The following is a 22,145-nucleotide window of genomic DNA, read 5'->3' as shown; positions in this document are numbered from 1 at the left end:
GCAGCGTAGGCCCGCCCCGCGACCACCAGAATGGCCATTTCGGTGGCTGGGTCAGGGGCCAGAGTCGCGACTCTGGCCTCTCCGCCGCCCGGCCGGGTCAGGGGACGACGGTGGTGGTGGGAGCGCCGCCGCGGGCCAGGGCGCGGCTGATCACCAGGCGCTGGATCTGGTTGGTGCCCTCGAAGATCTGCATGACCTTGGCCTCGCGCATGTACCTCTCGACGGGGAAGTCGCGGGTGTAGCCGTACCCGCCGAGCACCTGGACGGCGTCGGTGGTCACCTTCATCGCGTTGTCGGTGGCCACCAGCTTGGCGATCGAGGCCTGCTGGCCGTAGGGCTGACCGGCGTCGCGCAGCCGCGCCGCGGACAGGTAGGTCGCCCGGGCGGTCTCGACGGCGGCGGCCATGTCGGCGAGCAGGAAGCCCAGCCCCTGGTGCTCGATGATCGGCTTGCCGAAGGTCTCGCGTTCCTGGGCGTAGGCGACGGCGTCGTCCAGCGCGCCCTGGGCCAGGCCGGTGGCGACGGCGGCGATCCCCAGCCGGCCGGCGTCCAGCCCGGCGAGGGCGATCGAGAGCCCCTCGCCCTCCTCGCCCAGCCGCCGGTCGGCGTCGATCCGCACGCCGTCGAACCGCATGGTCGCGGTGGTCGAGCCGGTCAGCCCCATCTTGCGCTCGGCGGTGTCGGCGGACAGCCCCTCGCTGTCGGCGGGCACGAGGAAGCAGGAGATGCCGCGCGCGCCGTCGTCGGAGGTGCGGGCCATGACCTTGTAGAAGTCCGCGTGCCCGCCGTGGGTGGTCCAGGCCTTCTCCCCGGTGATCACGTACGCGTCGCCGTCCCGCACGGCCCGGGTGCGCATCGCCGCCGGGTCGGAGCCGGCGTGCGGCTCGGAGAGGCAGTAGGCACCCAGCAGCTCGCCGCCGAGCATCTCCGGCAGCCGCTCCTGCTGCGCGGGCGTGCCCCGGGTGGCCAGCCCGAAGCAGGACAGCCCGTGCACGCTCACCCCGACGCCGACGCTGGCCCAGGCGGCCGCGATCTCCTCGAGCACCTGCAGGTACACCTCGTAGGGCTGCCCACCGCCGCCCAGCTCCTCGGCGTAGGGCAGGCCCAGCAGCCCGGCCCGGCCCAGGGTGCGGAACACGTCGCGGGGGAACTCCTCGGCCGCCTCCGCCGCGGCGGCCCGGGGTGCGAGCTCGTCCCGGGCCAGCTGCCGGGTGAGGTCGAGCAGGTCGGCGGCCTCCTGCGTGGGGACCAGACGACGGACGGGCACGGGGCACCTCCAGGAGGGTCGGGACGGCGCCGTCCCGACCGGGGTTGCGGTACTCCTGAACGGTACGCAGTACCCCCGCCCGTACGTCCCGTACGGCTGGCCGCGAGCGACGCCGCCGCTGACCGCCCGGGGGCAGACATGGCCATTTCTGCCTCGGGAAGGGGGGCGGGTCGGAAAGCTGGGTAAGGTGAGCCTCACCTGCCGGCCGGGGGACCCGGCCCACCGCCGTCCCCAGGAGCCGCTCGTGGTGCACCGCACGGCCACCCGGCCCGCTCCGGAGGTGAGCCCCCAGCAACCGCGCCAGGGCCTGCTGCGCGGCGTGGCCCCGCGGGTGCTGGGGCTGTGGCTGCTGCTGGCCGTCGTCGTGGCGGTCTGCGTGCTCAGCATCGCCGTCGGGACGAGGCCGATCGGCCTCGGCACCGTGTGGCAGGCCCTGATCGACCCGAGCACCCCCGGGGACGAGACGGTCATCATCCGCGAACTGCGGGTGCCCCGGACCCTGCTGGGCGTCCTGGCCGGCTCGGCACTCGCCGTCTCCGGTGCGCTGATGCAGGGCCACACCCGCAACCCGCTGGGCGATCCCGGCCTGCTCGGCGTCACCGCGGGCGCGTCGTTCGCCGTCGTCCTCTCGATCTGGCTGCTCGGCATCACCACCGCCGGCGGGTACGTCTGGTTCGCCTTCGCCGGCGCACTGCTGGGCAGCGTCGCGGTCTTCCTGATCGGCTCCGCGGGCCGGGGGGCGCCCAGCCCGGTGAGTCTGGCGCTCGCGGGGGCGGCCCTCAGCTACCTGCTCTACGCCCTGGTGCAGGCGGTCACGATCCGCGAGACGACCGCGCTGGACGCCTACCGCTTCTGGGTGGTGGGGGCGCTGGCCGGGCGGGACGCCGAGGTCCTCACCCAGGTCGCCCCCTTCATCGTGGTGGGCCTGGTGCTCGCCATGGTCAACGCCCCGGCGCTGAACCTGCTGGGCCTCGGGGAGGACGTCGCCCGGGGCCTGGGCCAGCGGATCTGGCTGGCCCGCGTGGTCGGGCTGGGCGCGATCACCCTGCTCACCGGGGCCGCCACCGCCGCCTGCGGCCCGATCGCCTTCGTCGGGCTGGTGGTGCCGCACGTCGCCCGGGCTATCACCGGCCCCGACCACCGCTGGCTGGTCCCGTACTCCGCGCTGCTCGGCGTGGTGTTCCTGCTGCTGGCCGACGTGCTGGGCCGGGTCCTGGCCCGGCCGGGTGAGCTGCAGGTCGGCATCGTGCTGGCCGTCGTCGGCGCGCCGTTCTTCATCGCGCTGATCCGCCGCCGCCGGCTGGTGCAGCTGTGAGCACCACGGCGCCCGCCCGGGCCACCCCTCCCCGGCCCCGGCCCCGCCGGCCGTTGCGGGTCGGTCGCGTCTCCACCACCTATCGGGTGCGCGACGTGCTGGTGCCGATCGCGGTCTTCCTGGTCCTGGTGCTGGCCGCCGCGGTCAGCCTCGGTCGCGGCGACTACCCGATCGGCGTGCCCGACGTGCTCGGCACCCTGGTCGGGCTGGGCGACGAGACCCAGCGGCTGATCGTGCTGGAGCTGCGCGCGCCCCGGATCGCGGTGGCCGTGCTCGTCGGGGTGGCCCTCGGCCTGTCCGGCGCGCTCATCCAGACCTTCGCCCGCAACCCGCTCGCCAGCCCCGACATCCTGGGCGTCACCGGCGGGGCCGCGATCGGCGCGGTGAGCGTGATCGTGCTGGGCGGCACCGGCACCACCGCCGCCGGCGTGCTGGGCGGGATCGGCGTCCCTGCCGCGGCCCTGCTCGGCGGCATGGTGGTGGCCTTCCTGGTCTTCGGGCTCGCCTGGCGGCAGGGGGTCGACGGCTACCGGCTGGTCCTCATCGGCATCGCGCTGTCCGCGATGGCCCACGCGATCGTCAACTACCTGCTCACCCGCAGCGCCATCTGGGACGCCGCCGCCGCCAACGTGTGGATCACCGGGTCGCTGAACGGGCGTGGCTGGGATCAGGCGCTGCCCCTGGCCGTGGCGCTCCTGGTGCTCCTCCCGGCAGCCCTCGCACTCAGCCGGGTGCTCGGCGTCCTGCAGTACGGGGACGAGACGGCGCGGGCGCTCGGCGTGCGCGTCCCGCTGGCCCAGGGCGTCGTCGTGGTGGTCGCGGTCTGCCTGGCCGCCTTCGCCGTCTCGGCGGCCGGGCCGATCCAGTTCGTCGCCCTCGTCGTCCCGCAGATCGCCGTCCGGCTGACCGCCGGCTCACGCCCCCCGCTGGTCACCTCCGCCCTGCTGGGCGCACTGTTGCTGGTCAGCAGCGACCTGGTCGCCCGGACCGTGCTGCCCGAGTCCTTCCCCGTCGGCGTGATCACCGCGATCGTCGGCGCCCCGTACCTGCTCTGGCTCCTCGTCCGCGGAAGGCGGCGATCGACCCTGTGACCGTGACCGACTCCCGCACCCACTCCCCCGCCGGCCTCGGCCAGCCCCCGGCCGTCCGGCTGGCCGCCGAGGGCGTCCGGCTGGCCTACGGCGACAACGTGGTCGTCGACGACCTGGACCTCCAGCTCCTCGACGGGTCGTTCACCGCGATCATCGGCCCCAACGGCTGCGGCAAGTCCACGCTGCTGAAGGCGCTGGGGAGGCTGCTGCGCCCCACCTCGGGCACCGTGCTGCTCGACGGCCGGGCGATCACCAGCACCCCGACCCGCGAGGTCGCCAAGGTGCTGGGCCTGCTGCCGCAGACGCCGCTGGCGCCGGAGGGGCTCACCGTCGCCGACCTGGTCGCCCGGGGGCGGCACCCGCACCAGAGCTGGCTGCGGCAGTGGTCCTCCGACGACGAGGCCGTGGTCACCGAGGCGCTGAGCTGGACCGACATGGCCGACCACGCCGACTCCCCGGTCGATGCGCTGTCCGGGGGGCAGCGGCAGCGGGCCTGGATCTCCATGGCGCTGGCCCAGGGCACCGACCTGCTGCTGCTCGACGAGCCGACGACCTACCTCGACCTCGCCCACCAGGTCGACGTGCTGGAGCTGGTGAGCCGGCTGCACGGAGAGAAGGGCCGGACGGTCGTCGTCGTGCTGCACGACCTCAACCTGGCCGCCCGGTACGCCGAGCGGCTGGTCGCGATGAAGGACGGCGTCCTGGTCGCCTCGGGCACCCCCCAGGAGGTGCTCACCGAGCAGCTGCTGGCCGACGTCTTCGAGCTGGAGGCCCGGGTGGTCCCCGACCCGGTGACCGGCACCCCGATGGTGGTCCCGATCCGCCGCCTCCGCTGACTCCCGCCTCCCCTCCCCTCCCCTCCCTTCCCCGCCTCCCCTCCCCGCCCCGCCCCGCCCCAGGCGGGAATGATCATGGAGCTGGCGGGGCGACACACCGCTGGCGATCGGCGTGTCGGCACGCTGACCCCATGATCGTCACCGGCGGCCCATCCCGCAGGCCCGCGTCACGGTGGTGACCATCTGGTGCGGACGGCGGTAGACGTCGACATCCGTGAAGTGCAGCAGGGTCCACCGGGTCCCGGTGAGCTGATTGGCGCGGTAGCGGTCGGAGCGGAGCTGCTCCCGGCTGCCGTGGGCGATGAGGCCGTCGTACTCGGCGCCCACCCGCCACCGCCGCCACCCGGTGTCCAGGAGGCGGCGCATCCCGTCGACCGGCACCTCGATCTGCAGGTCCGGGGCGGGCAGCCCACCGGCGATGAAGCGCCACCGCATCCGGGACTCCATCGGCGACTCGGCCCGGTGGTCGGCCAGCGGTACGAGCTCACGCAGCCGCGCCACCCCACGGAGCCCGGCCTGTGCGGCGCTGGCGGCGAGCAGCTCCTCTCGGGTGCAGGCTCCGGCGCGCAGTGCCGCGTCGAGGGTCGCCAGCCCGTGGATCGGTGCGGTCAGCCGGACGACGTCGCAGGCCGTGCGCGCCGCCGGGGTCGCCCAGACGCCGTCCACGAGAACCGCGTCGTCCGTGCCGAGGCTGGAGGGGTGGACCTGGATGCCCGGCCGGCTGCGATTGCCCAGCTGCGGCGGGCCGAGGAAGTGCAGCGTCGCGGGACCGAGGACGTCGAACCCCCAGAGCGCGGCCGCGGTGCTGTGGCAGGCGACCAGGTCAGGCCCGACCACGAGCGCCGCAGCCCGGACGTGGAGCGCCGGGGAGTCGGGCAGGTCGCCGTCCACGAGCACGCCCCGCCACGGCGACCGCCGCCACCGCCCCGCGGCCACCAGCCCCCGGATCTCCCACTCGGAGTGGCTCTCCCGGGCCTGGGCGGTGGTGAAGACGCCCTGCTGCTCGGCGATCGTGCGGTAGAGCGCGAAGTCCATCACCGCAGCGTCCGAGCCAGGAGCCCGCAACCCCCACCACAGAGAGGATCTGTGGACAGATCCTCAACCGGTGGATACGGGAACGATCATGGAGCTGCGGTGGCGACCCGCCGGAGTGCACCGGCGGGTCGCCACGCCAGCTCCATGATCACCGCTGACTGGGCTGGGTGGGCTCGGGGTGCGCCTCGGTGTGGCCGTCCGGGCTCTGCCGGACGACCAGCTCGAAGTCGTCACCGTGCCGGGTGATGCCGTCGACGACCGCCTGCTCGACGGCCTCGCTGGCGTACGTGCGGCGCAGCACCATCGGGTCCGAGCGCAGGTCCTTGGTCAACGCGACCGCCAGCCCGATCATCACGACCGCGAACGGCAGCGCGGCGATGATCGTCAGGTTCCGCAGTCCCTGCAGCGCCTCGTCACCGCCGACCAGCAGCATCACCGCGGCCACACCACCGGTCAGCAGCCCCCAGAAGACGACCATCTTCGAGGTCGGCTCGCGGGTGCCACGCTCGGACAGCGAGGCCATCACGATCGAGGCGGAGTCCGCGCCGGTGACGAAGAAGATCCCGACCAGCAGCATCACGATCACGCTGGTGATCGTGGGGACCGGCAGCTCCTGGAGCAGCCCGAACAGCTGGCCCTCGGGCGTCGCCTGCCCGGCGAGGTCCTGACCCGACCGCTGGGCGTCGATCCCGGCACCGCCGAAGACCGCGAACCAGAACAGCGTCACGACGCTGGGCACCAGGAGCACGCCGGTGATGAACTCCCGGATGGTCCGGCCCCGGCTGATCCGGGCGAGGAAGACGCCGACGAACGGCGTCCAGGAGATCCACCAGGCCCAGTAGAAGACCGTCCAGCCCGACAGCCACTCGGCGACGGCGTCCCCGCCCGAGGCGTTCGTGCGGGCGGCCAGCTCCGGGAGGTCGGCCAGGTAGGAGCCCAGCGCGGTCGGCACCAGGTTGAGGATGAACACCGTGGGGCCCACCACGAAGACGAACAGTGCCAGCACGAACGCCAGGACGACGTTGATGTTGGACAGCCACTGGATGCCGCGGGCGATGCCGGAGAAGGCGGAGGCGACGAACGCCGCGGTCAGCACCGCGATGATGCCGACGGTGGCCGCGTTGCCGACCGGGCCGAGCCAGCCGAGGATCTCCAGCCCACTGCCGATCTGCAGGGCCCCGAGCCCGAGGGAGGCGGCCGTGCCGAAGAGCGTGGCGAAGATGGCCAGGACGTCGATCACCTTGCCGGCTGGGCCCTCGGCCACGCCACGACCGAACAGCGAGGTGAACGCGGAGGACAGCAGCTGGCCCCGGCCCCGGCGGTAGGTGCCGTAGGCGACCGCCAGCCCGACCAGCGCGTACAGCGCCCACGGGTGCAGCGTCCAGTGGAACAGCGTGGTGGCCAGCGCCGTGGTGACGGCCTCGTTGGTCTCGCCGGGAACGGTGCCCGGCGGGGGCGAGACGTAGTGCGCCAGCGGCTCGGCGACGCCGAAGAACATCAACCCGATGCCCATCCCGGCGCTGAACATCATGGCGATCCAGCTGATCGTCCGGAACTCCGGCCGTTCGCCGTCCCCGCCGAGCGGGATGCGGCCGTAGGCGCTGGCCGCGATCCACAGCACGAAGATCACCACGGCGGAGGCGAGGAGTACGAAGAACCAGCCGAGGTTCCCCTCGATCCAGCCCAGGGCGCTGCCGCTGGCCGAGCCGAGGCCGGTGGGGCTGAGGAAGCCCCAGGCGAGGAAGGCCAGGGAGATGACGGCCGCGACCCCGAACACCGTCCGGTCCAGCTGCGGGCGGCGGTCGTGCTCCTGGGTCGGCGGCTGGGCGATCGCCGGGTGGGTCTCGCTGGGGACGTCGGGGTCGAGCACGTCGTCGATCGTCTGCTCTGACGGCGTCGCGTCAGGAGCAGCGGTCTCCTCGTGACCGGGGGTCACGGCGGCGCTGGTCGAGCCGGCCAGAGGCTGACCGGGCGGGTCGTTCGGTGGCTTCGTCACGTGGTGCGGCGCCTGCTCGGCGCCCCTCCCCTCCAGGTCGGTGCGCAGGTCCAGCACGGTTCTCGCTGCGTGGACAGCTGGTTGCAGAGATCCACGTTCGGTGCAGTCGGGCCAGGATGCAAATCCTGCCCCCTCGTGCTCTGCTGTCCCACCCGGCCCGCGCACACCACCCACGCGGCCGGCACACAGCCCGACCGGCCACACTGGACGCCGATGAACGTGCTCGCCGCCGGACCGGTCACCGACTTCCTCTACTGGCTCCGCGGACCCGCCCTCGACGCCCTCCTGATCGTGCTGGGCGCCCTGCTGCTGGCCCGGCTGATCAGCTGGGCCGGCAACCTGATCACCGACCGCATCGACGCCGCCGCAACCGACTCCGACGCCCTCGTGCGCTCCGAGGCAGCCAAGCACCGGCACTCGCTGACGCAGGTGCTGACCTGGGCGGCGATCGTGCTGATCTGGTCGATCGCGGTCATCTTCGCCCTCGACCGGCTGGGGCTGCCGGTCACCGGTCTGGTCGCCCCCGCCACCGTGCTCGGCGTCGGGCTGGGCTTCGGGGCCCAGCGGGTCGTCGGCGACGTGCTGGCCGGCTTCTTCCTGATCACCGAGCGGCAGTACGGCTTCGGTGACGTGGTCTCCATCCAGGTGGTCGGCGGCATGGAGCCGGCGAACGGGACGGTCGAGGACGTCACCCTGCGGATCACCCGGGTGCGCTCGGTGGACGGCGAGGTGGTGATCGTGCCCAACGGCCAGATCGTGAAGGTCACCAACCTCTCGCGCGACTGGGCCCGGGCCGTCGTCGACGTGCCGGTGCCCGCGACCGCGGACGTCACGCGGGTGCAGGAGGTGCTGCGGGAGGTCGGGCAGCGCGCCTTCGCCGACCCGCGGCTGCACAAGCTGCTGCTCGACGAGCCCAGCGTGATGGGCGTGGAGAGCCTCTCCCTGGACGAGGTCAACCTGCGGGTCGTCGCCCGTACGCTGCCGGGCAAGCAGTTCGACGTGGGCCGCGACCTCCGGGCCCGGGTCGCGCTGGCGCTGTCCCGCGAGGGCGTGTCGGTACGCGCCACCACCGTGCAGGACGGCGTGAGCATCCAGGACGAGGCACTGGCCGAGGACCGGGCACGGAGCGGAGGTGCCGCATGAGCACGTCATCGGACGACCAGCCCACCAAGGTGCTGCCGCAGACGAACGAACCGCCGGCGAACGCCGCCCCGGCCACCCGGCGCACGCCGGGCTGGCCGAGCTCGGTGCCCGCGCACATCGGGCGGTTCCGCACCTCGAGCCTGGTGCTCGGCGGCCTGTTCGTGGTGCTGTTCGTGCTGAACCTCTTCCTGCCCCAGCCGGACAGCGGGACGAGGACCATCACCACCTCGGACGGCGAGACGCTCGAGGTGCCCTGCACCGTCGTGGAGTGCGACGAGCCGACGACGCCCCCGACGCCGGAGACGCCCGTCCCGGTCGTGCCGACCAGCCCGGTGCCGCCGGACGACGAGGAGGACGAGGAGCCCGTGAGCACGCCGTCCCGCACGACGACTCCCCGCGCCCCGACCCCCACCCCGACGCCGACCCGGACCCCGACGCCCACCAGCGAGACGACGGAGCAGGACGACGAGACGACGGAGGCCGAGCCGACCCCCACCACCGCGGACGAGGCGACGGCCGACCCGACCGACTGAGGTCAGAACGAGGTGACGACGGCGATCCCCGGGTCCCGGCCCACGGCGACCAGCGCGGCCCCGGCGTCGTCCAGCCCGAGCTCGCGGGTGACCAGCAGCTCCGGGCGCAGCCGGCCGGCCGTGATCAGCGAGAGCATCGCCGGGTAGTCGGCCGCGGCCATGCCGTGGCTGCCCAGCAGGGCCAGCTCACCGGCGATCACCCGGTCCATCGGGATCTCCGGGCGGCCCAGCACCGGCGGCAGCAGGCCGACCTGCACGTGCCGGCCGCGCGGGCGCAGGCTGCGGATCGAATTCAGGCAGGTCACCGCGGCGCCGAGGGCGTCCAGCGAGACGTGCGCACCGCCGTCGGTCAGCTCGGCGACCGCGGCGGGGACGTCACCGGCGCCGTCGACCGTGTGCTCGGCGCCGCAGGCCCGGGCCAGCTCCAGCGCCCCGGGCGCCACGTCGACGGCCACCACCCGGGCTCCCGCGGCCACCGCCACCTGCACCGCGGACAGCCCGACACCGCCGCAGCCGTGCACCGCCACCCACTCACCGGGCCGCACCCGCCCCACCCCGGTGACGGCCCGGAAGGCGGTGGCGAACCGGCAGCCCAGCCCGGCCGCGGTGGCGAACGGCAGGTCCGCGGGCAGCGGGACCAGGTTGACGTCGGCGGCGTCCAGGGCGACGAGCTCGGCGAGTGAGCCCCAGTGCGTGAACCCGGGCTGGGTCTGGTTCACGCAGACCTGCCCGGCGCCGTCCCGGCACGGCCCGCAGTGCCCGCACGCGCAGACGAACGGCACGGTGACCCGGTCGCCCACCGACCACGTCCGCACCCGGTCGCCGACCGCGGCCACGGTGCCCGCCAGCTCGTGGCCCGGCACGTGCGGCAGGACGACGTCGGGGTCGTGACCGGACCAGCCGTGCCAGTCGCTGCGGCAGATCCCGCTGGCGCCCACCCGGACGACGACGCCGTCCCGGCCGGGCGCGGGGTCGGGCACCGACCGGACCGTCAGCGGACCACCGAACTCCTCGAACACCAGCGCACGCACCCCGACAGCCTCCCGCGTGCGGCCGCGGCCACCGCACCGGCCCCTCTGCGGCGGTGTGTCCGGCTCCTCCCGCGTACCACCCCACAGGACCCGCGTGGCACAGGGCTGCTCCGTCGCCTACCGTCGGCGGCACGCGGTGCTCCATCCAGACGTAGCGCGGCCTCCTGTCCTCGCCGGCCACCCCGGCGCACCCGGAACAGCCCGGGACCAGCCTGAGAGAGCAGATGACCGCAACCACCCTGGAGGGCTCCACGCCTCCGCCCGCTCGGCAGCCCCGCTCCGAGCGCCCCCGCGACCGCCAGGTCAGCGTCTACGCCGCGCTCTCCCAGCAGGTGAAGGACGCCGGTCTGCTGAACCGCCGCCGCCCGTACTACGTGGTCTCGATCGCGCTGACCGTGGCCGCCTTCGCCGGGGTCTGGGTCGCGATCGTGGCGCTGGGCGACTCCTGGTGGCAGCTGGGCCTGGCCGTCGTCCTCTCGCTGGTGTGCACGCAGTTCGGCTTCCTGGGCCACGACACCGCGCACCGGCAGGCCTTCGGCTCCCACCGGGCCAACGAGTGGAGCTCCCGGGTGCTCTCCTGCGGCTTCGCCGGCATCGGCTACGGCTGGTGGATGCAGAAGCACAACCGGCACCACAACGCCCCGAACCAGATGGGCAAGGACCCCGACATCGAGTCCGCTGTCCTGGCCTTCACGCCGGACGACGCCGAGGACCGGATGACCGGCCTGCGCGGCTGGTGGACCCGGCACCAGGGCTGGGCGTTCTTCCCGCTGCTGTGCTTCGAGGGCGCGGCCCTGCACGCCAACAGCGTCGCGACGCTGGCCCGGGAGAAGACGATGCCGCACCGCCGGCTGGAGATCGCGATCATCGCGGCCCGGCTCGGGCTGTTCGTCGCCGCCGTCTTCCTGATCATGCCGCCGCTGCTGGCCGTGGCCTTCATCCTGGTCCAGCAGGCCGTGTTCGGTCTGCTGCTCGGGGGCTCGTTCGCGCCCAACCACAAGGGCATGCCGATCGTCCCGAAGAACGCCAAGGTCGACTTCCTGCGCCGTCAGGTGCTCATGTCGCGCAACATCAAGGGCGGCCGGGTCACCGACTTCATGATGGGCGGCCTGAACTACCAGATCGAGCACCACCTCTTCCCGAGCATGCCGCGGCCGAACCTGAAGAAGGTCCAGCCGATGGTGCGTGCGCACTGCGCCGAGCACGGGATCAGCTACACCGAGACGTCGCTGGTGGGCTCCTACCGGATCGTCGTCCAGTACCTCAACCGCGTCGGGCTCGGCGAGCGCGACCCGTTCGTCTGCCCGCTGACGGCCTCGGTCCGGAACTGAGGCCCGCGCGGGGTTCCTCCGTCACCCGGTGACCAGCACCAGCAGGACGACGAGGACGAGGAACCCCGTCAGGGCGATCAGCCCGGCCCGGTGACGCCGCTCCGACCGCTCGCCCTCCAGCACCCGGGCGTGAACGCGGTCGGGATCGGCGGGGGTCCGCGCGGCCAGCTCGCGCACCCGCACCGCGGCCTGCGCGCCGTCCACCCCGAGGCTCTCGCCGAGCGAGGCCGACGCCCGCTCGACCAGCGCCCGGACGTCGTCCGCCGACGCACCGAGCGCGTCGGCCGCCTGCTCCTCCGTGAGCCCCGTGCCGTGCCGGAGCACCACGGCCACCCGCTCCACCGGGGCCAGCTGCGCCAGCGCGGCGGCGGTCTCGTCCGGCGGGACAGTGTCCGGTCTCGCCGGACCGAAACCGGGGACGCCGGCGGCGCCGGCGAACAGCGGGGAGTGGGCGAACGACTCGCCCACCCGGCTCCACCGCCGGCCCACGTGGGCGGCCACCAGCTCCCGCCGGACGGCGGCCAGCGCCTCCGTCCGGTCGGCGAACCGGTCCCAGCGGCCGTGCACGGCGATCAACGCCTCCTGCTGCAGGTCCTCGGCGGCGCGGCGGTCACCGGTGAGCAGATGGGCCGTGCGGAAGGACGCCGCCGACACCGCGGCGACGAACTCCTCGAACGACCCGGCGCTCATCCGTGCCCGGGCGACGCCACCGGCTCGGACCAGCCGGCCAGGTGCCCGATCCAGGCGAGCCCCAGCCACGCGCCGGTCAGCGACCCGTGCGCCGACCCGTCGCTGACGGTCAGCGTCCACTCCGCCTCCGGGTGGCGGGGCGAGCGCGAGCCGGTGCCCGGCACCGCCGCCACCACCCGCCACGCCTCCACCGGCAGCCGTCGCGCCGGCCTCCCCGCCGGGGTCGCCCAGACCCCGGTCCGCGTCGCCTGCACCGGCTCGGACGGGCCGGACTCGGGCAGCCGCAGGGTCAGCGGACCGAGGTCCAGGTAGTCGTCCGGGTCGGCCGGCACGGTCCACCTGGGTCGACGAGCCCCGATCCCGGCGTCCGCGCCCAGGGTCGCCAGCGCGGAGACCAGGTGGACGACCCCGCCGAGGAACCGGCCGGCCCGAAGGGCCGCTGAGGTGTCATCGACGGTCCAGGAGACCTGACGGCGCAGCTCCTCGGCGCTCACCCGCTCAGCCCGCCCCCTGCACCCGCCGGACGGCGCGGTGCTGGTCGAGCCGGTCGGTGTAGCTCTTCGCGTTCAGCGCGATCGCCGTCCGGTCGTCCTCGGTCGTCTCCCGCCGCACCTTGGCCGGCACCCCGGCCACCAGGGAGTTCGGCGGGATCTGCGCACCCTGCATGACCACCGCACCGGCGGCGACGATCGAACCGGAGCCGATGTGCGCGCCGTTGAGCACGGTGCTGCCCATGCCGACCAGCACGTCGTCGTCGACCCGGGCGCCGTGCAGCACGACGTTGTGGCCGACGGTCACGCCGCGGCCGATCACCAGCGGGTGCCCGGGGTCGCTGTGCAGGGTGGAGCCGTCCTGGACGTTGGAGTCCGCACCGATCTCGATGACCTCCGAGTCGGCCCGGGCGATGGCGCCGTACCAGATGCTGGCGCGCGGGCCCATGATCACCTTGCCGACGACGACGGCCGTGGGGGCGATGAACGCCTGCTCGTCGATCTCCGGGGCACCGAAGTCGAGGGCTCCGATGTAGCTGTCAGCCACGTTGCTGCACTCCTCACCGAGGTCGCGGGCGGTTCCCGCTGCTGGGCGCAGCAGATCACACCGGGGCGCGGCGTCACTCGCCGTCCGGGTCGAACACGTCCTCGATCCGGCAGCCGAAGAGCGCGGCGATCCGGAAGGCGAGCGGCAGGCTGGGGTCGAACCGCCCCTTCTCCAGGGAGATCACCGTCTGCCGGGAGACGCCCAGCTCCTCTGCCAGCCGCCCCTGCGACCAGCCGCGGGCCTGCCGCCGGTCGGCCAGGTCGTTGCGCACTCAGGCGGCGCGGCGGCGCAGCACGGTCAGCCGCACCGCGACGTCGGCGAAGCCGAAGAGGAGCAGCCACATGAGCACCGAGGAGGCCGGCAGGTCCAGGTCCGTGACCGCCAGCGCGAACGCGCCGAACCCGGCGATGATCAGCAGGTCGAGGAAGGCGGCGGAGGTGCTCCGCTGCAACCACTGGTGCTCGATCGTCTCCTCGACGTGCGCCGGCGGGTCCTCTCCCGTCACGCCGGAGAGGAACACCAGCCAGCCCACGCCGTAGGCCGGTCCGACCGTGCAGGAGGCGAAGACGACGGCGCGCAACCAGAACTGGCCGGGTTCGAAGGCGCCGGCGAGGACACCGATCCCCCCGGCGATCAGCAGTCCGGTGAGCGCGGCGGCGACGTGACGGCGGACCATGGACGACTCCTCGGTGACAAGCTCGCTTGACACGCGCAGTCGACCAGCCGTGCGGTCGGGTGTCAAGCGTGCTTCACACGACGGTCAGAGGTCGACCTCGGCCATCACCCGGGGGATCTCCGGCGGCAGCTCCCGGGCCAGGAAGCCCAGCCGCCCGACCGTCGCGGCCAGCCGCTCACCGGCCCGGCCGTGCACGTGCGCGGCCCAGACGGCGGCCTGGGCGGGCTCCGCACCGCGGGCCAGCAGCCCGGCGACGATCCCGGCCCGCACGTCACCGGAGCCGGAGACCCCGAGCCCGGCGCCGCCGGTCTCGTCCGCCCAGAGCCGGCCGTCGGGCGCCGCGGTCCAGTTGGTCGCCCCGCCCAGCGCGACGACGGCGTCGGCCTGCTCCGCCAGCCGCCGAGCGGCACCTGCCAGGTCGTCGTCCAGCTCCTGTGGTTCCACGTGCAACGTGATGGCCAGCTCGGTGGGGTTCGGCGTGAGCACCACGTTGCCACCCAGGTGGTGCAGGCAGGCCGGGTCGGCGGTGACGGCGGCCAGCCCGAGCGCGTCCAGGGCGACCGGCCCGCTGAGCTCGGGCAGCAGCTCCTCGACCAGATGCCGGGTCTCCGGCTCGTCGGCCATGCCCGGCCCGATCAGCACTGCGGAGGCCTGCTGGGCCAGGTCCAGGAGCAGCTCGGCCGAGGAGCCCCGGATGGCGCCGGCCTCGGTCGACGGCACGCCACGGACCAGCGCCTCGGGCAGCGAGATCGACACGTGCGGGGCGACCTTGGAGGGCACGACGACCTGGAGCTTGCCGGCGCCGGACCGCAGCGCGGCCTCGGCGGCCAGCAGCACCGCACCCACGGTCTCGGTGCTGCCCCCGATGACCAGGATCGAGCCGCGGGCCTCCTTGCCGCCGGTCGGCTCGGGCAGCCGCCAGTCGCGGAGCACCTGGGGACTGACCAGGGTGTGCTCAGGCCGGGGTCGGGACATCGGTCTCCTCGGTCACGGGTGCGCCGCCCGCCGGGTCGGCGTCGTCCAGGTGGTCGACGTCGTTGAACCCGGCCAGCCGGAACTGCCCGCCATCGGCCGACTCGTAGCGGGTCACGGAGGTGTTGGCGACCTGCTCGGCCCGGTCGATCTCCAGGAGCTCCTGCTCGGAGAGCTCCTCCAGCACGTACCGGAAGACCATGATCACGGCCTGGTGCGAGACGCAGAGCAACCGCTCGCCGTCGTGCCGCAGCGCCTCGGTGGCGAGCAGGCTGCGCACCCGCAGGGCGACGTCGGCCCAGCTCTCTCCGCCCGGGGGCCGGTAGTAGAACTTGCCCAGCAGCTCGCGCCGGCCCGCCTCGTCCGGGTGCTCCTCGCGGATCCCGTGCCCGGTCATCCCGTCGAAGACGCCGAAGTCCCGCTCCCGCAGCCGCTCGTCGTGCCGGACCGTCAGGTCCAGTCCGCTGGCCGCCACCGCCCGCCGGGCGGTCTCGGCCGCGCGGCTGAACGGCGAGCTCAGCACCGTGGTGGGGCGCTCGTCCGCCGGCAGCGCCGCCAGCCACGCCCCGAGGGCGTCGGCCTGGCGTTCGCCGGTGTCCGACAGTGGGACGTCGGGGTCCCGGACGTCGAGCTCGAGCCGGCCCGACCCGGTCTCGTGCGCATGCGCATCGGCCAGGTTGCCCACGCTCTCGCCGTGCCGCACCAGCCACAGGGCGGTGGGACCAGGTGCCCGTGCCATCGGTCGTCCCGTCGTCGTCGCGGCGCCCCTGCTGAGCGCCGTCCGCCCTGCGGTAGCCGACCGGCCGCCCGGACAAACCGCACACCGGACCCCCTGGACGGCGCGGGCGCGGCTACGGACGATGACCGGCGTGGCCGACGAGAGCACCTTCCAGACCCGGGCCTTCGCCACCGCCGCCGACTTCGACGCCTGGCTGGCCGCCGAGCACGACCGGGCGCCGGGGCTGTTCCTGAAGATCGCCAAGAAGTCGGCCGGCGTCCCGTCGCTGACCGCGGCCGAGGCGGTCGAGGTGGCGTTGTGCCACGGCTGGATCGACGGCCGGGCCAACCGGGTGGACGACGACTGGTTCACCGTCCGGTACACGCCGCGGCGACCCAAGAGCGTCTGGTCGCAGAAGAACGTGCAGTCGGTGGCCCGGCTGACCGCCGAGGGCCGGATGCGCCCGGCGGGGCTGGCCGCGGTCGAGGCCGCACAGGCCGACGGCCGCTGGGACCGGGCCTACGCCGGCCCGGCCACCATCACCGTGCCCGACGACCTGATCGCGGCGCTGGCCACTGAACCCGCGGCCCAGGAGGCGTTCGCCGGGCTGGACGGGGCGAACCGGTACGCCGTGCTGTGGCGGGTGCACACCGCCGCGACCCCGCAGACCCGGGCCAAGCGGATCGCGGCGTGCGTCCAGCTGCTCGCCGAGGGCCGCCGCTTCCACGACTGAGCCCAGCGGTGGTCAGGTGCCCTGATCACCGCTGGGGCTGGGGTCAGCCGGTGACGCGCCGGGCGCTGACGTAGCCGCCCTTGTCCACGCTGGTGACCGCGACCGGGCGGCCGGAGACGCTGGCGTGCACCATCTGGCCGTTGCCGATGTACATGCCCACGTGGCTGATCGGCGAGTAGAAGAAGACCAGGTCGCCGGGCTGCAGGTCGGCCCGTGACACGGCGACGCCCATCCCCGACTGCGCGCGGCTGGAGTGCGGCAGCGAGATCCCGGCCGCGGCGTAGGCGTACTGGGTCAGGCCGGAGCAGTCGAAGGAGTCCGGGCCCTCGGCACCGATGCCGTACATGTCGCCGATCTGGGCGAGCGCGGTCTGCACGGCGACCCCGGCGGCCGCGGTGGGGGCCGGCGCGGGGGCGGGGGCGGCGACCTCGGGCCCGGAGATGACGTTGTGCACCCGCACCTGGTCGGCGGCCGACAGCCGGGCGAGGTCGGCCTGGTAGCCGGCGAGCTCGCCCTCCAGCTGGTCCTTCTGCGCCCGCAGGTCGGCCTCCGCCGCCGTTGCGGCCGTTGCGGCAGCAGCGGCGTCCTGGTGCGCCTGTTCGGCGGCCGACCGTGCCGTGGCGGCCGTGGCCACGATGGCGTCCGCGTGCGTGGCCAGCTGGTCCAGGGTGTTCATCTGCTGGATCAGGGCGTCGGCCGAGCCGCTGGTCAGGAAGGCGGCCAGCCGGCCGCGGGTGGTGCCGACGTACCCGGTCTGGGCGATGGCCCGCAGCTGCGGCTCCAGCGCGGCGAGCTGTGCCTGCGCCTGGGCGGCGGTGTCAGCAGCGGCATCCGCGGCGGCCTGGTGCTGCTCGGCGGCGGCCTCCGCCTCGTGGACCTGCTCGTCCAGGGCGGTGATCTCCAGCCCGGCGTCGGTGACGGCCTTCCGGGCCTCGGCCGCGGTGCTCGGGGCGGCCGCGCCGATCGACGGGGTCAGGACGACGGCCGTGCCGACGGTCAGCGCGAGGGCGGCAGCGCGCGTCCACCGCCGGTTGGTCGATCGGTTCACTGGGCCTCCGTCTGCGCACGTTCCGCCCGGGGAGGGGCGAGGGACTCCGTGCACGTCTCGACGGACGGTAGGGAGATCGCGCTCTTGTCAAGAGGCGCGGCGCGCCGGGACCGATCGGTCCACAGTGGACCTCAGTCCCACAGGCCCCGTGCGCCCCTCCCGTCCCTCGCGGACGGCACGAGGCGGTCGGCGACGGCGCCGGTGGCGAAGGAGTACACGGCCTTGTGCGCGACGTCGACGACCTGGTCCCGGCGCGACCAGGTCCACGGCGGAGCGCCCACCCCGGTGACGTTCTCCAGGGTCTGGTCGACCGCCAGCCGCACGGAGGTGTGCCAGGCCGACGCACGCACGCCGCGCAGCCCGGCCGCGGCCCAGACCCCGCGCAGCGCGCCGACGGCGGCGCCGGTGCCCCAGTGCATCAGGTGGTTGCGCACCGGCGGGCGCGCCGACCCGGGCAGCCGCCGTCCGGTCGCCAGCGCGGTCAGCGTCCGGGCGGGGACGTAGCTGTTCGGTCGACCCGTCAACTGCTGTTCCAGCTTCTCCCCCGCTGTCATGACCGCCACCCCGGCCAGCCCGGCCACCGCTCCGCGTACCGCTGCTCTCGCCCACATGGGCCACGGGCTACCCGGGGTGCGGGCCGGGCAAAGACGACGAGCCGCCCACCGGTTCCCCGGTGGGCGGCTCGGTCGGATCTGGTGGAGCTCAGCCGGCGGCCGGCTCCGAGGCGTCCAGCGCCTCGACCGCGGCGATGTCGCGCAGGATCGCGGAGAGCTCCGTCGACGTCCATGCCTCGCAGCAGTCGCAGTCGCCGGTGTCGGTGAAGCTGCGCAGGCCGAGGCTGCCGCCGGCCTGGTCCTCGGCGAGGGAGAGCTGACCGTCCTCCGGGTTGCGGTGGCACCGGCACAGCGAGGCGCACATGCCCAGGCCCCAGCCGGAGACGATCACGGCCGGGCCGTTGTCGTGGACCTTGCCCACCTGGAAGATCGAGGGCTTCTGGCGGTACGTCATGTGGTGCTCCCCTCGCCGTCCTGCCGGGAGGCAGGGGGTAGTCGTCGGCGTTCGTGGGGAAGTAGACACGAGTTGCGTTTCAGGTCCGTGACAGCGGGGCATGAAACGCGGTTTCGACGACGCACTGCACCCACCTGTCACGCGCATCCCGACCGTCCCAGGGATCGCGTGCCGTACGCGCCGGTGCATCCGCCGCCGAGGAGCGGGGTAGGGCCGGGCCATGTCGATGAACGCACCGCTGGACCCCTTCCCGTCGAACCCGGACGACGGGATCCCCGCCGCCGACCCCGGTGCGGGGGCACCGCAGACTGCCGACGGTTTCGGCGCCGAGGGCGAGGAGCCGGCCGCCCCCGAGCAGGGCTCGGACGACGCCGAGGCCGCGCCGCCCACCGAGACGGCCTTCCAGACCCCCGACCCGGACGACGTCGGCCGCGGACCCGTCACCCCCTGACCGTTCCGGCCGGGTCGGACGGGGTACCCGGCCGGCATGACCGAACCCGCCGGCTCCGACCCGGCCACCGAACCCACCTCCACGGACGCCGGCGTGCAGGGCCCCGAACCGACCGGTGACCCCGTCGACCCGGCGGTCGCCACCTCGAGCCCGGACCCCGGCCAGACCGGCCGCGACCGCCGCGAGGACTGAGCCCGCCCGGGCGGCGCACCGGCCGCCCGGACGGGTCGGCGTCAGCTGGCCGGGCTGACCGAGCTCATGTTGAAGTCGGGGACCCGGAGCATCGGCATCGAGGCCCGGGTGAACCAGTCGTTCCACTCCCGCGGCAGGGTCCGCACGCTGCGGCTGGCCTCGGCGGCCCGGCCCAGCAGGTCGACCGGCGACTCGTTGAACCGGAAGTTGTTCACCGCGCCGGTCACCTCGCCGTCCTCCACGAGGAAGACGCCGTCGCGGGTCAGGCCGGTGACCAGCAGCGTCTGCGGGTCGACCTCCCGGATGTACCAGAGCGTGGTCAGCAGCAGCCCGCGCTCGGTGCGGCCGATCATCTCCGCCTGGGTGGCGGTGGCGTTCGGGTCCTCCAGGACGAGGTTGTCCACCGCCGCGGTCGCCGGTGCCGTCGTCTTCAGCGCCCAGGCCCGGGGCCGGATCAGGTTGGTCAGCACGCCGCCCGAGATCCAGTCGACGGCGGGCGTCGCCATCCCGTTGTCGAACACCGAGGCGCTGCCCGAGGAGCCGCCGACCACCTGGAACGGCGCGGTCTCCAGCCCCGGCGCGTACGGGTCGCTGCGCAGGGTCAGCGGCAGCTGCGCCAGGCGGTCACCGATCCGGTTGCCGCCCCCGGCCCGGGCGTACACGCTGCGGCCCTCGTCGGCGTCCCGCGCCTCCATCGCCCAGTAGGTGGGGATCATCAGGTCGCTGACCGTGGACGGCGGCAGCAGCGTCTCGTACCGCCCGGCCGGCAGCTCGACCCGCCGCTGCGACCAGGCCATCTTCTGCTGCACCTCGGCGGCGAGGTCGGCCACCGACACGTCGGTGAAGTCGCGGGTGCCCACTCCCGCCCAGACGGACCGGCCGAAGTCGGTGCTCTTCCCGTTCAGCTCGACCCGCCCGGTGGGCTGGTCGTGCCGCAGCCGCAGTCCGGTGGAGGTGCCCAGGTAGGTGGTGGCGAGCTGGTGCTCGGCGAACCCGAAGAGCAGCTCCTCACGGCTCCGCGCGGCACCGAACGCCTCGCCCAGCGCCGGGGCGAACTCGGCGAAGACGTCGATCGAGGTCTGGGCCGGCTCGGCGTCCCAGTCGCCGGCGCCCGGGGGCGCCTCGCTGATCAGCGGCATCGCGTCCTCGGCCGGCCCGGCGTCCCGCGCGGCCTGCTCGCTGATCCGCACCAGCTCGGCCACGTCCGGGGTGCCGGTACGGGCCACCGTGCCGGTCGCCATGCCGGCGCCGCCGTCGACGAAGGAGATGACGACGACCTGCCGGGAGCGCATCGCGCCGTTGGTGGTCAGGCTGTTGCTCGCCCACCGGAGGTTGGCCTCGGAGCTGTCGGTGACGTAGGTGATCTGCCCGTCCGCGGTCGAGGCCGCGAGCGCCTGCTCCACCAGCTGCTGGGGGCTCATCGCCCACCCTCCTGCTTCGTGTTGAGGATGGTCGTGTTCTCGAACAGCGCGGTCGGGCAGCCGTGGCTGACCGGGGCGACCTGGCCGGGCTGGGCCTTGCCGCAGTTGAAGGCACCGCCGAGCACGTGGGTCTGCGGCCCGCCGACCGCCGTCATCGAGCCCCAGAAGTCCGTCGTCGTCGCCTGGTAGGCGACGTCCCGGAGCTGGCCGGCCAGCCGGCCACCCTCGATCCTGTAGAACCGCTGGCCGGTGAACTGGAAGTTGTACCGCTGCATGTCGATCGACCAGCTGTTGTCCCCGACGACGTAGACGCCGCGCTCGACGCCGCCGATGATCTCCTCGGTGGAGGGGCCGTCGGGGGCGGGCTGCAGCGACACGTTCGCCATCCGCTGCACCGGCACGTGGGCGGCGGAGTCGGCGAACGCGCAGCCGTTGGACCGCCCCATCCCGCGCAGCCGGGCCATGTTGCGGTCGACCTGGTAGCCGACGAGCACGCCGTCACGGACCAGGTCCCACTGCTGCCCGGCGACGCCCTCGTCGTCCCACCCGACGGTGGACAGGCCGTGCTCGGTGGTGCGGTCGCCGGTGACGTGCATCAGCGGCGAGCCGTACTGCAGGGTGCCGAGCTTGTCGACGGTGGCGAAGGACGTGCCGGCGTAGGCGGCCTCGTAGCCGAGGGCGCGGTCCAGCTCGGTGGCGTGGCCGATGGACTCGTGGATGGTCAGCCACAGGTTGGACGGGTCGACGACCAGGTCGTAGCGGCCCGGGTCGACCGAGGGGGCCTTGACCTTCTCCCGGAGCAGCTCGGGGAGCTCGGCCAGCTCACCGCGCCAGTCCCAGCCGGTGCCGGTGAGGTACTCCCAGCCGCGCCCGACCGGCGGGGCCAGCGTGCGCATCGACTCGAAGGTGCCGGTCGCGCGGTCGACGGTGAGCGCGGTGAACTCCGGGTTCACCCGGACCCGCTGCTGGTGGGTGCGCGTGCCGGCCGTGTCGGCGTAGAACTTCTGCTCCTTGACCTGCGAGACGCTGCTCTGCACGTGCTCGACGCCGTCGGCGGCCAGCAACCCCTCCGAGAGCTCGACCAGCAGGGCCGTCTTCTCCGCGTCCGGGACGGCGAACGGGTCGACGTCGTAGGCCGACACCCACTCGCCGTCGGCGTACACCGGCTCGGGCGCCAGCTCGACGCGGTCGGTGTTCATCGCCGCGGAGACGTGGGCGACCGCGACGGCCTCCTCGGCCAGCCGGACCGCCTCGGCGGCGGTGAGCACCACGCCGGCGGCGAAGCCCCAGGTGCCCTCGTGCACGACCCGCACGGCCAGGCCGAGGTCCTCGCCGTCGGCCAGCGCCTCCAGCCGGGCGTCGCGCAGCCGGACGGCCTGGGTGCGGATCCGCTCGACCCGCAGGTCGGCGTGCTCGCACCCCAGGTCGACCGCGCGGGTCAGCGCCGCATCGGCCAGTGCGGACAACGGGAGGGCGAGGAAGGACTCGTCGACGGAACGGGGCTGTGCCACGCCCCGTGTCTACCAGCCAGGGAGGGAGTTGGTGAGCCCCGCTACCGATCCGGCCGACGCCGTCGGTCACCCACTGCACCTTCCGGGCGCAGGACAGCGCATCCGGTGA

25 protein-coding genes are annotated in these 22,145 nt (G+C 74.1%); 9 read left to right on the top strand and 16 right to left on the bottom strand.

What is annotated here, in order from left to right:
• Positions 1-97: 97 nt before the first annotated feature.
• The gene (locus tag O2W18_RS12720) at positions 98-1,267 is read right to left on the bottom strand and encodes an acyl-CoA dehydrogenase family protein (protein WP_269187892.1); all 1,170 of its coding nucleotides are present in this window, start codon (positions 1,265-1,267) and stop codon (positions 98-100) included.
• Between the two features lie 244 nt (positions 1,268-1,511).
• On the opposite strand from O2W18_RS12720, the gene O2W18_RS12715 reads away from it, so the two are divergent.
• From O2W18_RS12715 to O2W18_RS12705, 3 genes are read left to right on the top strand one after another with little or no spacing between them, the layout of a single operon-like run.
• On the top strand, positions 1,512-2,582 hold the full coding sequence (locus O2W18_RS12715; protein WP_269187891.1) for a FecCD family ABC transporter permease: 1,071 nt from the start codon (positions 1,512-1,514) through the stop codon (positions 2,580-2,582).
• Positions 2,579-3,673, top strand: coding sequence for a FecCD family ABC transporter permease (locus tag O2W18_RS12710; RefSeq protein ID WP_269187890.1), 1,095 nt, complete (start codon positions 2,579-2,581; stop codon positions 3,671-3,673). Before O2W18_RS12715 ends, O2W18_RS12710 begins: the two co-directional genes overlap by 4 nt.
• Positions 3,674-3,675: 2 nt before the next feature.
• Positions 3,676-4,509: an ABC transporter ATP-binding protein gene (locus O2W18_RS12705; RefSeq protein ID WP_269187889.1), complete on the top strand. Its 834-nt coding sequence runs from the start codon at positions 3,676-3,678 to the stop codon at positions 4,507-4,509.
• 138 nt (positions 4,510-4,647) lie between these two features.
• On the opposite strand, the gene O2W18_RS12700 is transcribed toward O2W18_RS12705, so the two are convergent.
• Both O2W18_RS12700 and O2W18_RS12695 read right to left on the bottom strand, forming a co-directional pair.
• Positions 4,648-5,544 (bottom strand): type IV toxin-antitoxin system AbiEi family antitoxin domain-containing protein, encoded by an 897-nt coding sequence (locus O2W18_RS12700; protein ID WP_269187888.1) that lies wholly within the window; start codon positions 5,542-5,544, stop codon positions 4,648-4,650.
• A gap of 148 nt (positions 5,545-5,692) precedes the next feature.
• A complete protein-coding gene (locus O2W18_RS12695; protein WP_269187887.1) occupies positions 5,693-7,597 on the bottom strand; it encodes a BCCT family transporter in 1,905 nt (634 codons plus the stop codon).
• A gap of 156 nt (positions 7,598-7,753) precedes the next feature.
• On the opposite strand from O2W18_RS12695, the gene O2W18_RS12690 reads away from it, so the two are divergent.
• Positions 7,754-8,683 carry a mechanosensitive ion channel family protein gene (locus O2W18_RS12690; protein ID WP_269187886.1) on the top strand — a complete coding sequence of 310 codons (930 nt, stop codon included), beginning with the start codon at positions 7,754-7,756 and terminating at the stop codon, positions 8,681-8,683.
• A complete protein-coding gene (locus O2W18_RS12685; RefSeq protein WP_269187885.1) occupies positions 8,680-9,216 on the top strand; it encodes a hypothetical protein in 537 nt (178 codons plus the stop codon). Before O2W18_RS12690 ends, O2W18_RS12685 begins: the two co-directional genes overlap by 4 nt.
• A 2-nt stretch (positions 9,217-9,218) precedes the next feature.
• Here the strand turns inward: O2W18_RS12685 and O2W18_RS12680 are convergent, their stop codons facing one another.
• Positions 9,219-10,247, bottom strand: coding sequence for a zinc-dependent alcohol dehydrogenase family protein (locus tag O2W18_RS12680; protein ID WP_269187884.1), 1,029 nt, complete (start codon positions 10,245-10,247; stop codon positions 9,219-9,221).
• Positions 10,248-10,471: 224 nt separating this feature from the next.
• On the opposite strand from O2W18_RS12680, the gene O2W18_RS12675 reads away from it, so the two are divergent.
• Positions 10,472-11,578 carry a fatty acid desaturase family protein gene (locus O2W18_RS12675; protein ID WP_269187883.1) on the top strand — a complete coding sequence of 369 codons (1,107 nt, stop codon included), beginning with the start codon at positions 10,472-10,474 and terminating at the stop codon, positions 11,576-11,578.
• A gap of 21 nt (positions 11,579-11,599) precedes the next feature.
• On the opposite strand, the gene O2W18_RS12670 is transcribed toward O2W18_RS12675, so the two are convergent.
• From O2W18_RS12670 to O2W18_RS12640, 7 genes are all read right to left on the bottom strand, one after another.
• Positions 11,600-12,268 carry a sigma factor-like helix-turn-helix DNA-binding protein gene (locus O2W18_RS12670; protein WP_269187882.1) on the bottom strand — a complete coding sequence of 223 codons (669 nt, stop codon included), beginning with the start codon at positions 12,266-12,268 and terminating at the stop codon, positions 11,600-11,602.
• Complete coding sequence (locus O2W18_RS12665) at positions 12,265-12,762, bottom strand: hypothetical protein (RefSeq protein ID WP_269187881.1); 498 nt, start codon at positions 12,760-12,762, stop codon at positions 12,265-12,267. Before O2W18_RS12665 ends, O2W18_RS12670 begins: the two co-directional genes overlap by 4 nt.
• A 4-nt stretch (positions 12,763-12,766) precedes the next feature.
• Positions 12,767-13,306, bottom strand: a complete 540-nt coding sequence (locus tag O2W18_RS12660) for a gamma carbonic anhydrase family protein (RefSeq protein WP_269187880.1) — start codon at positions 13,304-13,306, stop codon at positions 12,767-12,769.
• Between the two features lie 73 nt (positions 13,307-13,379).
• A complete protein-coding gene (locus tag O2W18_RS12655) occupies positions 13,380-13,577 on the bottom strand; it encodes a helix-turn-helix transcriptional regulator (protein WP_269170155.1) in 198 nt (65 codons plus the stop codon).
• Positions 13,578-13,982, bottom strand: a complete 405-nt coding sequence (locus O2W18_RS12650; RefSeq protein WP_269187879.1) for a hypothetical protein — start codon at positions 13,980-13,982, stop codon at positions 13,578-13,580.
• Between the two features lie 84 nt (positions 13,983-14,066).
• Entirely contained in the window at positions 14,067-14,957 is an 891-nt protein-coding gene (locus O2W18_RS12645; RefSeq protein WP_269187878.1) for an NAD(P)H-hydrate dehydratase, read from the bottom strand.
• The gene (locus O2W18_RS12640; RefSeq protein WP_269187877.1) at positions 14,938-15,693 is read right to left on the bottom strand and encodes a histidine phosphatase family protein; all 756 of its coding nucleotides are present in this window, start codon (positions 15,691-15,693) and stop codon (positions 14,938-14,940) included. The genes O2W18_RS12645 and O2W18_RS12640 overlap by 20 nt, the downstream gene beginning before the upstream one ends.
• A gap of 130 nt (positions 15,694-15,823) precedes the next feature.
• Here O2W18_RS12640 and O2W18_RS12635 point away from each other — a divergent pair, with 130 nt between their 5' ends.
• Complete coding sequence (locus O2W18_RS12635; RefSeq protein ID WP_269187876.1) at positions 15,824-16,405, top strand: YdeI/OmpD-associated family protein; 582 nt, start codon at positions 15,824-15,826, stop codon at positions 16,403-16,405.
• Between the two features lie 43 nt (positions 16,406-16,448).
• Here the strand turns inward: O2W18_RS12635 and O2W18_RS12630 are convergent, their stop codons facing one another.
• The 3 genes from O2W18_RS12630 to O2W18_RS12620 all read right to left on the bottom strand — a co-directional run bounded on the left by O2W18_RS12630 (position 16,449) and on the right by O2W18_RS12620 (position 18,461).
• Positions 16,449-17,453: a C40 family peptidase gene (locus O2W18_RS12630; RefSeq protein WP_269187875.1), complete on the bottom strand. Its 1,005-nt coding sequence runs from the start codon at positions 17,451-17,453 to the stop codon at positions 16,449-16,451.
• A gap of 131 nt (positions 17,454-17,584) precedes the next feature.
• Positions 17,585-18,007 (bottom strand): hypothetical protein, encoded by a 423-nt coding sequence (locus O2W18_RS12625; protein ID WP_269187874.1) that lies wholly within the window; start codon positions 18,005-18,007, stop codon positions 17,585-17,587.
• A 148-nt stretch (positions 18,008-18,155) separates the two neighbouring features.
• Complete coding sequence (locus tag O2W18_RS12620; RefSeq protein WP_269187873.1) at positions 18,156-18,461, bottom strand: hypothetical protein; 306 nt, start codon at positions 18,459-18,461, stop codon at positions 18,156-18,158.
• A gap of 220 nt (positions 18,462-18,681) precedes the next feature.
• On the opposite strand from O2W18_RS12620, the gene O2W18_RS12615 reads away from it, so the two are divergent.
• Positions 18,682-18,912 (top strand): hypothetical protein, encoded by a 231-nt coding sequence (locus tag O2W18_RS12615; protein WP_269187872.1) that lies wholly within the window; start codon positions 18,682-18,684, stop codon positions 18,910-18,912.
• A gap of 36 nt (positions 18,913-18,948) precedes the next feature.
• Entirely contained in the window at positions 18,949-19,104 is a 156-nt protein-coding gene (locus O2W18_RS12610) for a hypothetical protein (protein WP_269187871.1), read from the top strand.
• Positions 19,105-19,145: 41 nt separating this feature from the next.
• On the opposite strand, the gene O2W18_RS12605 is transcribed toward O2W18_RS12610, so the two are convergent.
• Entirely contained in the window at positions 19,146-20,525 is a 1,380-nt protein-coding gene (locus O2W18_RS12605) for a metallopeptidase TldD-related protein (RefSeq protein WP_269187870.1), read from the bottom strand.
• Positions 20,522-22,036 (bottom strand): TldD/PmbA family protein, encoded by a 1,515-nt coding sequence (locus O2W18_RS12600; RefSeq protein WP_269187869.1) that lies wholly within the window; start codon positions 22,034-22,036, stop codon positions 20,522-20,524. Before O2W18_RS12600 ends, O2W18_RS12605 begins: the two co-directional genes overlap by 4 nt.
• Positions 22,037-22,145 lie beyond the last annotated feature (109 nt).

The organism is Modestobacter sp. VKM Ac-2983, from assembly GCF_026967885.1.
In the GTDB taxonomy this organism is placed as follows: domain Bacteria; phylum Actinomycetota; class Actinomycetes; order Mycobacteriales; family Geodermatophilaceae; genus Modestobacter.
The sequence above is the reverse complement of the archived record's forward strand: the minus strand, read 5'-3'. Positions and strand labels throughout refer to the sequence as shown.